Genomic DNA, 15417 nt, shown 5'->3' with positions numbered 1-15417 from the left:
CGGCTCAATCCGGCGCCCCCAGGGCGTCGTCCGACACGCCTTTGGTGACAGAACAAGAATGGGTGCAACGATGATAATCGCGCATGCAGCGCTCGTGTCCCGGCAGAAGAGCTGGCAGTGTCTACGGCCGCGGCGGACGACACTTACCTTGGTGGCGCCGGGCGCGGACTTGTCGGCTCGAAGGCTGGCGCGTTTCGCTACGCGTCTGGCGGATGCCGCATCCCGCGGAGCGGTCCTGTGATCGAGGAGCGTGGGCGCTTGGGAGGGCGAGGGCTCGCGCGTTTCGCGGTGTGGCCTGGGCGACCCTATCCCTTGGGCGCCACCTGGGATGGCGAGGGGGTGAATTTTGCGCTCTTCTCAGAGCATGCCGAGGCGGTGGAGCTTTGCTTATTCGCCGAGGACGGCCGCCACGAGATCGCGCGCATCCCGATACGCTGGCAGACTGATCAGGTATGGCACTGTTATCTCCCGGAGGCGCGGCCTGGGTGGCTGTACGGTTATCGTGTCCATGGGCCTTACGATCCCAAAAACGGGCACCGATTCAACGGCCACAAGCTCTTGCTGGACCCCTACGCCAAGTCTATCCAAGGCCAGGTCCGCTGGAGCAATGCGAATTTTGCATACCGCGTCGGCCATAAGCTCGAAGATCTGTCCTTCGATCGGACCAACAATGGGCCATTCATGCCCAAGTCACGGGTTGTTGAATCGGCCTTCAGTTGGGGCGACGACCGACTCTTGCGCACGCCTTGGCACGACACGATCATCTATGAGTTGCACGTCAAGGGGTTCACCTATCAGCATCCGCTGGTCCCACAACCCTTGCGCGGCACTTATGCTGGCTTAGGCTCGGCGCGTGTGATTGAGTATTTGAAGTCGCTTGGGGTGACGGCAGTCGAGCTCATGCCCGTGCATGCCTTCATAGATGACCGTCATCTCGTGGAGCAGGGTCTCCGTAATTATTGGGGCTACAATTCCATAGGGTTCTTTGCCCCGGACTCGCGCTATTCGGCAAGTGGCGAGATATCCGAATTCAAGACCATGGTGAAGGCTTTTCACTCCAACGGGATAGAGGTCATCCTGGATGTGGTGTACAACCACACGGCCGAAGGTCACCACATGGGGCCGACCTTGTCCTTCAAGGGCATAGACAACCTGTCCTATTACCGTCTGAGCCCCGAGCATCCGCGTTACTACATGGACTTCACGGGTTGCGGGAACACTTTGAACATGCTGCATCCGAGGGTCTTGCAGCTCATCATGGACTCCTTGCGCTACTGGGTCCTTGAGATGCACGTGGACGGTTTCCGCTTCGATCTGGCCTCGACTTTGGCGCGCGAACTCCATGACGTGAACCGGCTGTCTGCATTCTTCGACATTATTCATCAGGATCCCGTGCTCTCGCAGGTCAAGCTCATAGCCGAGCCGTGGGACCTGGGCGAGGGAGGCTACCAGGTCGGTAACTTCCCGGTCGGCTGGACCGAGTGGAATGGCAAGTACCGTGACGCGGTACGCGCGTATTGGAAGGGCGAGGGCGGCGTCATAGGCGAGATGGCCTATAGACTGACAGGTTCGAGCGACCTCTACGGTCATGGCGGACGCAACCCTTACGCATCGATCAATTTCGTGACGGCGCACGATGGCTTCACGCTTCAGGATCTCGTCAGCTACAACGACAAGCATAACGAAGCTAATGGTGAGGACAATCGCGACGGGACCGACGCCAATTTCTCCTGGAATTGCGGCACCGAGGGACCGACAGACGACCCGGATATCCGAGCCTTGCGGGCCCAGCAAAAGCGCAACATGATTGCGACCTTGTTGCTCTCCCAGGGCGTGCCCATGATCGTGGCCGGCGACGAGATGGGCCGCACCCAGCGCGGCAACAACAACGCCTACTGTCACGATGACCCCATCAATTGGGTGAACTGGGAGCTCACTCCGGAAGATCATGAGTTCATGCGGTTCATGCAGCATGTGATTCGCATCAAGCAGAACCACAAGGTCTTTCGCCGCCGGTCATTCTTCCAGGGGCGGCACATCCGCGGCAGTGACGTTAAGGACGTCATGTGGTTGAAGCCGGACGCGACCGAGATGAACGACGAAGAGTGGCATCAGAGTTTTGCGCGCTGTCTGGGGCTGTTCCTGGCAGGCGAAGGACTGGATGAATTCGATGAGAAGGGGCGCATGATGGGGGATGTCGACTTTCTCTGGCTTCTAAACGCGCATCACGAGGAAATCCCTTTCTCGTTACCGAAATATCGGGTGTTCGGGTGGCAAGTGGAGATCGATACGAGCTACACAAGCCCCACCCGTGACGTCGAGCCTATCATCACGAGTGGATCCTATCCGCTCAAGGGGCGCTCGCTTGTCTTGCTGCGGGAGGCGACGCCTGACCGTCGCGGCGGGCATGCGCGCTGATCGAGGAGCGATATTCGCAGAGGAGTCGCCATGGATGGAAGCGGCGAGGCGGGAGCGACGGACTCCGGCGTGACGAGGCGATACGAGCGGCTCGGGTTTGGGGCAGAGTGTGAGGCCTCCGGGGTGCGTTTTCGTCTATGGGCGCCGTCGGCCTGCACGGTGGATCTGATGCTCGAGGGGTCGACTGCGCCGCCAATCGCGATGAGGCCTGCAGGTGATGGCTGGTTCGAGGTGATAACTGGCGCCGCGGGCGCTGGCAGCCTCTATCGTTACCGGATCGATGGCGGGCTTGTGATCCCGGACCCGGCGTCGCGGTTCCAGCCACGCGACGCACACGGACCGAGCGAGGTCGTGAACGGTGGCGCCTTCGCCTGGACCGATACCACGTGGCGGGGGCGCCCCTGGACGGACGCCGTCCTCTATGAACTGCATGTCGGCGCTTTCAGTCCCGAGGGGACCTATGCGGGGGCTGCGGCCCTTCTGCCGCGTCTGGCGGCGCTCGGGGTGACGGCCATCGAGCTCATGCCGGTCGCGGATTTCCCCGGGCGCGCGAATTGGGGTTATGACGGCGTGCTGCCCTTCGCCCCTGACAGTCGCTACGGCCGTCCCGAGGACCTGAAGGCATTGATCATGACGGCCCACGGCTTGGGCCTCATGGTCCTCCTGGATGTCGTCTACAACCACTTCGGGCCCGACGGCAATTATCTGGGATGCTATGCCCCGGCGTTCTTTACGTCGCGCCACCACACCCCGTGGGGCGATGCCATAAACTTCGACGCGCCAGGCAGCGCGCAGGTGCGTGCCTATTTTGAGGCGAACGTGCGCTATTGGCTGAACGAATACCATCTCGATGGTTTACGCTTCGACGCGGTTCATGCCATCGTCGACGATTCGCCGCAGTCCATCTTGACGTCCATCGCGCAGACGGTAGAACCGCTGCGTAGCGCCGGCCGCCACATTCATCTCATCCTCGAGAACGAGAACAACGAGGCGCGCCATCTGGGGCAGGGCGGATTCACCGCGCAATGGAATGATGATATTCACCACATCTTACACGTCCTCTTGACCGGCGAGACCGAGGGCTATTACGCGGATTATGCGCAAGATACGATGCGTCTGCTCGGACGCTGCCTCACCGAAGGCTTCGCCTACCAGGGTGAGTTCTCGCCCTATCGGCAGGGCCCGCGTGGAGAGCCTTCGACCGCGCTTGGCGCGGGCGCTTTCGTGAGTTTCTTGCAAAACCACGACCAGGTCGGCAATCGGGCCTTCGGCGAGCGCATCACAGCGCTAGCGAGCCCTGAGGCGGTGCGGGCCGCCACTGCGGTTTTGCTGCTCGCGCCCTCGCCACCCCTGCTTTTCATGGGCCAGGAATTCGGGTGCTCGCGGCCCTTTCTCTTTTTTTGCGACTTCGAGGCCGATCTTGGGCGGGCGGTCACCGAGGGGCGCCGCCGCGAGTTCGCGCGCTTTCGGCAGTTTGCCGACGAGGCCCAGAGGGCGGGCATTCCTGACCCTAATAGCGAAGAGACTTTCCTGTCCAGTCGTCTCGACTGGCGTGAGACGGAGGGCGCGGTAGGTGTTGCATGGCTTGCCTTTCATCAGGGCCTCCTTCAGGCCCGTGCCCGGCATCTGGCCGGGCGGCTCGCCCAAGGCCCCGTTCGATCCCAGGGCTTTGAGCTCTTCGGGGGGCGCGGGATCGCCGCTGCGTGGCGTTTCGCCGACGGCTCCTTGCTACATCTGCGTGCGAACCTCGGCCCCACGCCCGTGAAGGTGGGGTATCGCATAGCGAAGGAGGCACGCGCCTCTGCCGTACTGCTCCATGCAACGAAGTCGGCCCCGACCCCGGCGGACGAGGCGCTTGAACCCTGGGAGGTGCGCTGGGAACTATGGTCCGCGGCGTGCGGCCCGCAGGCAAACGGCGCATGAGCGGCGATCGGCCTTCGGGCAAGACGGCACGGCACGGCACGGCGCCTGATGGAGCCGTGCCGACCGCGACCTACCGTTGGCAATTTCACAAAGGCTTTGGCTTTCGGGATGCCGCGCGGCTTGCGACCTATCTTGCGGATCTCGGCGTAAGCCACTGTTACGCCTCGCCCTACTTGAAGGCTCATCCTGGTAGTACCCACGGCTACGATATTGTCGACCACTCGTGCGTCAACCCGGAAGTGGGCAGTGAGGACGAGCGTCGAAAGTTCGTGGCGGCCTTGCGCCGTCAGGGCCTGTCCCAGATCATGGACATCGTGCCAAACCACATGCGCGTGGATGATCCGGACAACCGGCTATGGTGGGACGTGCTCGCGCATGGCCGGTGTTCGCTGTTTGCGCATTATTTCGATATTGATTGGAAAACGCCCGAGCGCTCCTATGAGGACAAGCTCGTTATCCCGATCCTCGGGGGGCAGTACGGCGAGGTGCTGGAATCGGGCGCCATGGCCCTTGACTTTGATCCGGGACGGGGCGGGTTCGTGGTGCGCTATTACGATCATATCCTACCCATAAGTCCCAAATCCTATCCGCAGATCCTGGCCGAGGTGGCGCAGTCGATCCATCTCGGCGCCGGCGACGAGGCGCTCGGTCAGGAGATATCGGAGCTCATTGCGCTCTTCGAGCGAACAAGTGTCCCGGCCGACGGGTCCGCACCCGAGGAGGCCGCGCGCCTCATCGAGGAAGGGGCGCGCCGGTTGGGTGCCTGGGTCTCCGGTAACGCGCGCTGCGCGGGCGCCTTGAGCCAGGTGTTGGCGCGCTATAACGCGGGCGCGGGCGCGGGCGCGGAGCGCTACGATGCGCTGCACGGCCTCTTGGAGCAGCAGGCCTACCGCCTGACGTTTTGGCGGGTCGCCGGATATGAGATCAATTACCGGCGATTTTTTGACATCAACGAGCTTGCCGCCTTACGCATGGAGGATCCGGGGGTGTTCGCCACGACCCATGGCCTGATCGGCGCGTGGATTGCCTCAGGCGACGTCGCGGGGCTCAGGGTCGATCATCCGGATGGTTTGCGTGACCCGCGCGAATATTTTGCGAGGCTTCAGGACTTCGCGTGCGCGGCGCGAGATGGGGGTGCGCGTGGCGTGGAGGCTTCCGCCGGACGCGTACCCTTTTATCTCGTTGTCGAGAAGATCCTGGGCGCCGATGAGTCGCTGCCCGACGATTGGCCGGTGAGCGGCACGACTGGCTACGATTTTCTGCGTCTTGCCAGTGGCGTTCTGGTGTCGGCGGACGGGGAGGCCGGTGTGGACGCGGCTTATGAGGCCTTTATGGGGGCGCGGGACGATTATGCGAGCATGCTCTACGAATGCAAGGGGCTCATCATGCATACGAGTCTCGGAAGCGAGGTCCATACCTTGGGCATCGCGCTGGATCGTATCGCGGAACGGGATCGACGGACGCGAGACTTTACCTTGTCGGCCCAAAGGACTGCGCTCTTCGAGATTGTCGCGTGTTTCCCCGTGTATCGGACCTATGTGAGCGCGCCGGGCGCCTCTTCGGCCGATCGGTCGATCATTGAGGCGGCCTGTGCGCGCGCTAAGGAGCGTAATCCGCTCGTGGAGGTCGCAGCGGTCGACTTCATACGTGACCTCTTGTTGCTCGAGGGGTTTGAGAGCCGGACGCCTGAGGAGCGTGTCGAGATACTGGAGTTCATTGCCGCTTTCCAGCAATACACGGGACCTGTGATGGCCAAGGGCCTGGAGGACACGCTTTTCTACCGCTACAACCGACTCGTGTCCTTGAACGAGGTAGGCGGGGATCCATCGCGGTTCGCAGTCTCGCTGAAGGCTTTCCATGAGGCGAACGGTACACGGCTTCGCGAACGTCCGACGACCATGCTGGCGACATCCACGCACGATACGAAGCGTAGCGAGGATGTGCGCGCGCGGCTGCACGTGCTGTCGGAGATCCCGGAGGCGTGGGCCGCGTGCGCGCAACAGTTGAAAGAGCACCATCAGTCCTTAAAGGCCTTGGGCGGGCTCGCACCCTCGGTCCGGGACGAGTACCTCTTTTATCAGACTTTGATCGGCGTGTGGCCCTTCGTGCGCACGCCCGAGATGTGGGCGGATGTGCGCGCACGGCTTCGGGACTACATGCTGAAGGCCGCGCGCGAAGCCAAGTGCGAGACGAGTTGGGTGAAGCCCGTTTGCGAATACGAGGACGCCTTGATCGCCTTTGTGGACGCCGTCACCGATCCCGAGGCGAACGCCCGCACGCTCGATGCGCTGGAGTCCTTCGCCGCCCCGGTGGCGCGAGCGGGGCTCTGGACGGCCTTGAGTCAGCTCGCCCTGAAGCTTCTGGCCCCCGGTGTGCCGGATATCTATCAGGGGACCGAGTTGTGGGACTTCAGTCTCGTGGATCCGGATAATCGTCGCCCCGTGGACTACGGGGAGCGGACGCGGATGCTTGCGGAGATCGCGCGCTTGGATGATGCGGACGAGCTGGCGCGCGCCCACGCTCTCGCGGCTTGGCTTGCCAACCCCGAAGACGGCCATGTGAAGATGCATACGACGCGCTGTCTTCTGCGGCTGCGACGCACGCACCCCGAGATTTGCACGCGCGGCAGCTACGAGGCCCTGTATGCCGAAGGCGAGCGAGCGCGGCACCTCATCTGCTTTGCGCGATGTCACGAGGACCAGGCGTGGCTCGTGGTCGTGCCTCGCCATTATTGGGCGCTTACCGAGGGTGGGCGGCGTCTGCCGACAGGTTCTGCCGTATGGGGTGGCACCCGCGTCCCGGTTCCGGCGTCCTGCGCGGCTTGGTCCTGGCGTCACGTGCTGGCACCGGGGGTGGCGGGGCCGGGCGCAGTGCTGAGCCAAAGGATGCTCGCCGCCGAACTCTTGGCAGAGTTTCCGATCGCAGTTCTCGTAGGCTCCCCGCGCGGCTACGAAGTGCGCGACGTACCCTGAGCGGCTGCCGGGCGCGCCGGGACATCGTAGCCATGATACGCTAGGCCCCCAAACCCCAGGAAAGAGAGACGGGAACGCGGTCATGGCGAAGCAGTACCCGAGCATTCCGCAGCGCTGGGCGCAATTCATAGCCGAACAAAAGATCTTCTTCGTGGCCACCGCCACCGCGGATTCGCGCGTCAACGTCTCGCCCAAGGGGCTAGAGAGCCTGTGCATCCTGGACCCCAACCGGGTGGCGTGGTTGAACCTTACGGGCAGTGGCAACGAATCCGCAGCCCACGTCCAAACCGATCCGCGCATGACCTTGATGTTCTGCGCCTTCACCGGCGACCCGGTCATTCTGCGCTTGTACGGCACGGCGCGCGCCGTGCATCACTCCGACCAGGAGTGGGGGATGCTGTCAGCGCTGTTTCCATCCTTGCCAGGTGCCCGCCAGATCTTTGATGTGGCGATCGATCTCGTACAGACCTCGTGCGGGTTCGGGGTCCCCTATTTCGATTTCGTGGGCGACAGGCCCGATCTGCGCGCCTGGACCGAGAAGAAGGGGGAGGACGGCGTGCGACGCTATTGGCAGGAGCGCAATGCGATCAGCATAGACGGCATAGAGACCGGGATCGATCAAAAAAATCGGACCTGACCTGCCTGCGCGCCTTGCCTTGTGCAGACTGAGGAAGGTGGTGGAAGGCCCTCCATGGGTACGGCCCTGGCTCTCATCGGTCGCCCGCGTCCTTGTGACTGGAAGGCTGCCTGGCCCCGCGCTCGGACGCTTCCTTGCATCCGGGTCCGTGGGGTGCGCGCGGCGGCTTTGCGACTTTGCGGCGATCACCAGTAAAGAGGCCTCCGTTACCGAGCGCTTGTCGGAGACGTGTTGTGGGGCGCAAACTTTTTCTTGTGATTTTGCGATCACGCATATTATTATATGCTTAGATGGTGTAGGGGGTGCGCCCCAATCGGCGTTGCCTCGTATCCGCCCAGGGGACTACTCGGGAGGCGTTGCAATGCGGGTAAGGCAGTACGGTTTCGTCGTGCGTAGGATAGGCAGGCTTGTCCGTTCCATCGCTTTCCTTCCTCTTCTGCTTCTTTCTGGATGTTCTGCCCATAGCCTGTCCCGACAATTCCTGATCTTCCATCCGGCCGGACCCCTGTCGGCGGCGGATATGCGGTTCACGGTCCTCGATGTCGCCGTCATGCTCGGCATCATTATCCCTACCGCAGTCGTCACCACCTTCTTCCTGCTTCACTATCGCAAGGCCAATACCACCGCCGCTTACGACCCCACGTGGTCCCACTCCAATGTCATAGAGCTCGTCGTCTGGGCGATACCGTTGCTCACAGTCGCGCTGTTGGGTTACTACGCCTATAGAGGCACCTACGCGGTGGACCCGTTTCATCCGCGCCTATTGAAGGTCGCCCAGGCAGCGCCCGGAGCGGTACCACCACCCCTGCGGGTGGATGTCATTACGACCGATTGGCAGTGGCTGTTCATCTATCCCAAGCAGCACATCGCCACCGCCAATGAGCTCGTCATACCGCGTGGGGCGACCGTGGATTTCCATATGACCTCGGCCACCGTGGTGAACGACTTCTTTATACCGAACCTTGCCGGCATGATCGACATCATGCCGGGGATGCGCACCGAGCAGGTTCTGGTGGCGGACAAGCTGGGCACCTACAAGGGGTATTCGGCGAACTTCAGCGGCGGCGGTTTTTCCTGGATGGGCTTCAAGACGCACGTCATAAGCCCGAAACGTTTCCAGGATTGGGTGCAATCTGTTCAACACGCACCCCTGCATATGGATTATGCGCAATTCAACGCCTTCGCAAAGCCCACAAAAAATATCAATGGCAAGACCTATGAATTCTCGGACGTCAAGGGACGACTCTTCGATCAGGTCATCGAGGGAGTCCTGAAGGGTAGGGTCTATACGACCCAACTGCCGCCGCCCGGATCGGCGTAAGGCCGCACGACCGCTTGGGGCTGATCCACCCGCCCTTGGTCACCCAGTCTTTCTCGCTTAACAGGAGTGCCAGTTTATGGTGAACGTGCAAGGACCCTGGAGCCCGATTTTTGGGCGTCTGTCGCTTGGGGCGATCCCGGACAATCCGATCATAGCCGGCGCCTTCATCTTCTCGGTCGTGCTCGGAATCCTGGTTCTCGCTTACCTCACCTATGCCGACCGATGGGGCTATCTTTGGCGAGAGTGGTTGACGACCGTCGACCACAAGAAGATCGGGGTCATGTATATCATCATAGGCCTCGTCATGCTGTTCCGCGGCTTCATCGATGCGCTCATGATGCGCACCCAGCAGGTCTTGGCTGACGGAGCCCATTCGCCGGGCTTTCTGGGAGCCGCGCACGGCTATCTCGTGCCCTACCATTTCGATCAGATCTATAGCGCGCACGGGACCATCATGATCCTGTTTGCCGCGACCCCCATACTGGTCGGTCTCATGAACGTCGTCGTGCCCTTGCAGATCGGTGCACGCGACATGGCTTTTCCCTACTTGAATGCGCTGGGCCTCTGGCTTACCGCCGTGGGTGCGGCGCTCATCATGTTGTCCTTATTCCTGGGCGATTTTTCGCACGCGGGCTGGGTCGGACTTACGCCGCTCACCGAGCTTGCGTATAGCCCAGGGGTGGGCACGGACTATTGGATGTGGGCCATTCAGATTTCGAGTGTCGGCACGACGCTCGGGGCTGCGAATCTGATCGCGACCATTATCAAGATGCGCGCACCGGGCATGACTTGGGGACGGTTGCCGATCTTCACTTGGACTGCGCTCAGCACCAACATTATCGCGCTCACGTCCTTTCCGGTCCTAGGCGTGGCCTTGGGATTGCTCGGACTCGATCGCTACTTTGGGACGCACTTTTTCACGGCGGGCATGGGCGGCAACCTCATGCTGTATTCCGACCTCTTCTGGATATGGGGTCACCCTGAAGTCTATTTCGTCATTCTGCCGGCTTTCGGCATGATGTCGGAGATCATTCCGACATTCTCCGAGAAACCGCTTTTCGGCTACGTCACGATGGTGGCGGCGAGCTTTGCGATCGCGGGTGTATCGTGGTCCGTCTGGCTGCACCACTTTTTCACCATGGGGGCCGGTCCGCGCGTCAACACCTTTTTTAGCATAGCCACGATGGTTGTGGGGATCCCCACGGGCGTGAAGGTATTCAATTGGGCGTTTACGATCTACCGTGGTCGCAGCCGCTTCGAGACCCCTATGATGTGGGCGATAGGGGCGCTCTTCATGCTGCTTGTGGGGGGGCTTACGGGCATGATGTTGGCCATGCCGCCTGTCAATTACAGTGTCCACAACAGCGTGTTCGTGGTGGCGCATTTCCATACCATGCTGATGGTGGTGGTCTACGGCATTCTCGGGGCGGTCACCTACTGGTTTCCCAAGGTCTTCGGCTTCCGGCTGAACGAGTCGCTCGGCAAGCGCTTTTTCTGGACCTTCACGATAGGCACCATCATGGTCTTCATTCCGATGTACACCTCGGGCTTTATGGGAATGACGCGCCGCCTCGATTTTCTGACGAACCCGGCACTTTTTCCCTTCGAGGTCGCGGAGGAGCTTGGCATAGGGTTCTATCTCGTCTCGGTCTATTACTTCGTGCGCCAACTCTATGTCAGCCTGCGCGATCGCAACGCAAATCGTGTCGGCGCCGATGCTTGGGGCAGCGCGCGTACGCTTGAATGGCTCGCGCCGTCACCCGTACCATTTTATAACTTCGCAGTCACGCCGCGCGTAAACGCGCGCGACGAACTCGTGTGGCGCCGGGGGCAGGGCCTAGAGGGGGCGGCACCGACCCATTATGAGGATATCCCAATGCCCCGGAACACGTCCGTGCCGCTTGTGATCGGCGCCTTCGCCTTGGGGCTCGGCTTCGGGCTTGTGTGGCGTATCTGGTGGCTTACGGACGCTTCATTTATCGCCATCATCCTGACTGTGATCGCGCGTTCGTTTGTGCGTGATACGGATTACGTGGTGAAGGCCGAAGAGGTGGAGCGGATCGAAAAGAAGCTGCGGCAGCGCGCGGCCGAGGTAGCACGCGCGGGGGCGTCCGCAGGTGGAATCGACGTGCTTCGTCCGCGGGAGTCGAGCCCCTGATAGATATACTACGCAGGCGGCTTGGGTGTAAGAGAAGTCTTGGGGGTAAGCGATGATAACGGCAAGCGGCGGTACGGAATCGGGGCAAAGCGGACTCTGGGAGCCCCATTATCACCACGATGTGATAGCGACGCGCACGCTGGGCTTTTGGTTGTATATGCTGAGCGACGCGATGATCTTCGCGGGCCTCTTCGCGGCCTATGGGGTCTTGAGTCACACCTACAATGCGGCCGGGGGCCCGGTCCTGCATGCGCTCGTGCATCCGTGGACAGCCTACGCGGAGACTTTATCGGTGTTCGCGAGCGTGCTCGCCTACGGGGGCGTGATGGTGGCCCTGAAGCGCGGCAGCCGCGCGGGCGTGCTTGCGGGCCTCGTGGCCGCCTTCATCTTGGGGGCGGTCTTTGTGGGGCTCGAGGTTCACGAATTCGCGGCGCTGTTTCGCATGGGCATCTATCCGGAAGGGAGCGGCTACCTGTCGGCGTTTTTTGCCTTGGTCATGACGCATGGGATCCACATGGCCTTCGGACTCCTGTGGATGGCGACGATGTTTTTTCAGGTGGCGGCCCAGGGCTTGACCGACAAGACGGTCTACCGCTTGTTGAACCTGAAGCTTTTTTGGCACTTCCAGGCGATTCTCTGGGTGCTGGTCTATACCTTCGTCGACATGCGAGGAGTCCTCTGATGGCCCATGATCCTTTGCAGCATCCCGAGGTGCGGCTCGTCAACGGCCGCGCCTACGTCGCCGCCTTCATCGTCGCCACCGCCTTGATGACCGGGGCGCTCGCCGTCGCTATGCATGGCGGCGAGATCCCGCACCCCATGCTTGTGTTGTCAGGCGCAGCAGCGCTAGCCGTTGCGGTCCAGATCGTGTTTTTATTGCAGCTCGATTTCTCGTCGACGCAGATCTGGACTACCGTGTCCTTTGTCCTTGCCGTCCCGCTCTTTGTGATCGCGGTGGGGCTTAGTATGTGGATGTTCCACTCCTTGGATGCTCGCACCATGCTCATGGGCCTCATGCACTAAATCCGGGGTCGTCCGACGGGGACGCCGTTCGGCGGTTTGCCTTCAGGGGCTTAGGTCCGGGTGTTGGTTTAAGAGGCCTCTTGCGGTATTGTCCGCGTGCAGCCCCGGTGGGCCGATGAGGAGGATATGGAACATAAAAATTCCGAGCACCACGAGGTGCAGGGCGAAGTCACGACTGCGGTGCGCGTGGCCAATGTGTTTATCGCGGGCCTCATCTTTGTCGCGATAGCGGCGGGAATATGGCGCGGCATGACGTCACTTGCGCTCGGGCGCGAGGCCTGGGTCCAGGCGCTCATGTTGACCCAGGTCCTGTTCGCGGTCGCCATCATTCTTCTCGGTAGTCTCGTGGAGGGCTTTGGGTTCGGCCTGTCCCTGGGGACCCGCTGGCCCTATACGCGCAACATCCTCACCTTGCTTGTGCGCGGCGACCCGGAGGCCGCCCATCGCCTCGTGGCGACCACGCTCGGCCTCATAGGGGTCGCGCTGGTCATCCTGCACCCGGACGCCGCCACGATCACAGGCCTTGCCCTGATCGTAGCCACAGCGCTTTTCGGGATGGGAACCTTATATGTCCTGGCGGGACGCGCGCCGGCCTTCGTGCACGGTACGCATGGATTGCTTGCTTATAGCGTGCTCGTGTCCTATCTCGTGGGTCTGCGCTATCCGGATGTCCATTTTCTGCAATACCTGGACGCCAATGTCGCGCTGCACGCCGTGTTTCTGGCCATATTCTTGGGCGGCATGACCACGGGCCAGAGGGGTTTTGGGAAACCGATCGAGCTCTTCGTCGCGCCCAAGCAGGCCTCGCAATGGACGGTGGCTGTGCACATCGTCGCGGCCTTGCTCGTGGTGGGGACCCTGGGGTGGATGATGCCAAATTATCCGGTGGCGTTTTACCTCTCGATCGCCCAGTTCGCGGTGGGGTTCGTGCTCTTTCATGGCGTGAATCTAAAGCCCAAAGCGCCGGGCGCGGTGGTGGTCTTTCATCAGGCGATGGTCCTTGCCATCACATTGGCGATTGTATTGAACTGGCGCGTCTAAAAGACAGCGGCTGGGCGCCATTGTCATCCGCAGGCGAGCATCCATGACGGTCAAGATGGCGAAGGGGCCGATCGTAGCGGTGACCGGCTAGGGCCCAAGTCCTGCCCTTGTGGCCGCAGGCCACTTCGGGCAGCAGTTCGCTGTGGGCCACGCCTCCGGTTTGTAAGCGGCGCCTGCCGCGGGAGATGTGTTTCTTGCGGCGGTGCCCCTAGAGTGGCAGGTGAAAGCGCGGATTCACGGCCTTGACCGGGAGCGCGTCGATCCAGTCCCAGGAATTGCCGAGATAGATGGTCCCGCCAACGATGGTGGGGCTCACGATGCCGAACCGTCCCCCGACGTGATGACGCCCGATGCTCCGTCCGGACCTCGGATCCAGCGCATACACGTCGGGTCCCGTCGAAATGTAGAGTACCCCACGATAGTAGGTTGGCGCACCACGCCCTGCGCCCGCGGGTCCCGCATGTGGCACATGCCAGGTCCAGGCGACCTGGCCGCTACGCACGTTTATGGCTTGGTACGCCGAGGTGATGGGGGAGCCGACATACACCATCCCTCGGTGGATCATGGGCACTCCGCCCTTGAAGGCGGGAACTTTGGGGCCACGACCCATGTCGTGAGTCCAGAGTACACGTCCGCTGCGCGCGTCGTAGGCACGCACGATGGTGTCCAGGGTCGGGTGGCCGTCGACGGTGCGCGGATGGGCCACGGCATCCATGACGACGATGCCGCGCGCCACGGCAGGCGAGACGTCGCCCATCCCGGTGTTGGCCGCGCCTGGGATGCTGCCTCTCCAGAGTATGCGGCCTGTGCGGGTGTCGAGGGCGTATATGTTTGGGAGCACCGACATGGCCACGAACACCCTATGGCGCCACACGGTCGGGCTCGACATATTGGCGATGCCACCTACATGCGTCACCCATCGCTTGACCCCAGTGCGCTCGTCAATGGCATAGATGTTCCCGTCGCCGGTGCTGATATAAAGCGCCCCATAGGCCAAGGCCGGCGTGGGCATGGCGTCCCCGGCGGTGGGAAAGTACCAGAGGAGCTTGCCGTCGTGGGCGCTGAGACAGTAGATGCCGTTGTAGCTTATGTCCTTGCCGCGCCCGGCGGCATGCGGATCGCGCGCGTAGAGAGTCACGTTCGCGAAATTGAACGCGACGCTACCGGCCGACAGGTACACGCGGTTGTCGTTCACGAGTGGATTGCCCATGAGAGTGTTGCCTACCGGGCTTGCCCGCCAAATGAGATGACCGGTGCGCGCATTGATCGCGTAGGCGAAGGAGTCGTCGCTTTCTGCGTACACGACGCCGCCTACCACGGACACCCCGAGCGCATTCCCGTAGGATTGGGTCTGCACAGGCAGGGCCTCCTTGATGCCATAGATTTGCGCGCCGAAGGGGCGCTCTTTGCTAAGTGGCCAGGCCCGTGCCTCCGGGAAGTTCCAGGACACGCCATGGCGTATCCAGGCGGGCGCGCGGGCGGACACAGCGAAGGCGGCATTGTGGTTCGGTCCGCCATAGGCGTGTGTCCAGCGTTTGGGGCCTACGCGATCGACGGGGCTTGGCGCGTTGCGTGGCAGATAGAGGGTCGCGAATGGACTCAGGGGGTCTAGGAGGTTGCCGCGCGGGTCATGGGGTACGCTCACGTCCGCGCCGAACGCGGCGGACCCGGCTGCGACCGCAAGCAGGGCAACGATGGATCGTAAGTGAGACATAGTGGCACCCTCAAAAGCTCGACTGTAGCCCGCCTTGTGCGTCGCTGCTTCTGCCGGAAGGCTTATAGGGTGCTGGCTTCATGCGCAGGCGGGGCGCGTCCTGGCGCGACGTCGATCGGGCGCAAAGCGGCGTGCGCTCAGTCAGGTGCGTGCATTTCCGTGCGGACGGAGGTCTGTTGGCCGGACCTTGATAGCGGCAGGCCCTTCCTT

General features: G+C 62.0%; 10 protein-coding genes. 9 read left to right on the top strand and 1 reads right to left on the bottom strand.

The window, feature by feature from the left end; translation table 11 throughout:
• The first annotated feature begins 237 nt into the window (after nt 1-237).
• The 9 genes from glgX (at nt 238) to ACYCTF_RS01280 (ending at nt 13493) form a co-directional block, all read left to right on the top strand.
• Nucleotides 238-2418, top strand: coding sequence for a glycogen debranching protein GlgX (glgX, locus tag ACYCTF_RS01320; RefSeq protein WP_461282336.1), 2181 nt, complete (start codon nt 238-240; stop codon nt 2416-2418).
• Nucleotides 2419-2448: 30 nt separating this feature from the next.
• A complete protein-coding gene (treZ, locus tag ACYCTF_RS01315; protein ID WP_461282294.1) occupies nt 2449-4341 on the top strand; it encodes a malto-oligosyltrehalose trehalohydrolase in 1893 nt (630 codons plus the stop codon).
• On the top strand, nt 4338-7313 hold the full coding sequence (gene treY / locus ACYCTF_RS01310) for a malto-oligosyltrehalose synthase (protein WP_461284422.1): 2976 nt from the start codon (nt 4338-4340) through the stop codon (nt 7311-7313). The genes treZ and treY overlap by 4 nt, the downstream gene beginning before the upstream one ends.
• Nucleotides 7314-7395: 82 nt before the next feature.
• The gene (locus ACYCTF_RS01305) at nt 7396-7950 is read left to right on the top strand and encodes a pyridoxamine 5'-phosphate oxidase family protein (RefSeq protein WP_461282292.1); all 555 of its coding nucleotides are present in this window, start codon (nt 7396-7398) and stop codon (nt 7948-7950) included.
• Nucleotides 7951-8311: 361 nt separating this feature from the next.
• Complete coding sequence (locus ACYCTF_RS01300) at nt 8312-9271, top strand: cytochrome ubiquinol oxidase subunit II (protein ID WP_461282291.1); 960 nt, start codon at nt 8312-8314, stop codon at nt 9269-9271.
• Nucleotides 9272-9347: 76 nt separating this feature from the next.
• Nucleotides 9348-11429: a cbb3-type cytochrome c oxidase subunit I gene (locus ACYCTF_RS01295; RefSeq protein ID WP_461282290.1), complete on the top strand. Its 2082-nt coding sequence runs from the start codon at nt 9348-9350 to the stop codon at nt 11427-11429.
• Nucleotides 11430-11481: 52 nt separating this feature from the next.
• Complete coding sequence (locus ACYCTF_RS01290; protein WP_461282289.1) at nt 11482-12111, top strand: cytochrome c oxidase subunit 3; 630 nt, start codon at nt 11482-11484, stop codon at nt 12109-12111.
• Nucleotides 12111-12452, top strand: coding sequence for a cytochrome O ubiquinol oxidase (locus ACYCTF_RS01285; protein WP_461282288.1), 342 nt, complete (start codon nt 12111-12113; stop codon nt 12450-12452). Before ACYCTF_RS01290 ends, ACYCTF_RS01285 begins: the two co-directional genes overlap by 1 nt.
• 126 nt (nt 12453-12578) lie before the next feature.
• The gene (locus ACYCTF_RS01280) at nt 12579-13493 is read left to right on the top strand and encodes a cytochrome C oxidase assembly protein (protein WP_461284421.1); all 915 of its coding nucleotides are present in this window, start codon (nt 12579-12581) and stop codon (nt 13491-13493) included.
• Nucleotides 13494-13701: 208 nt separating this feature from the next.
• On the opposite strand, the gene ACYCTF_RS01275 is transcribed toward ACYCTF_RS01280, so the two are convergent.
• On the bottom strand, nt 13702-15207 hold the full coding sequence (locus ACYCTF_RS01275) for a PQQ-like beta-propeller repeat protein (protein WP_461282286.1): 1506 nt from the start codon (nt 15205-15207) through the stop codon (nt 13702-13704).
• Nucleotides 15208-15417: the final 210 nt, after the last annotated feature.

Source organism: Acidiferrobacter sp. (genome assembly GCF_054609335.1).
This window is presented reverse-complemented; position numbering and strand designations above follow the sequence as displayed.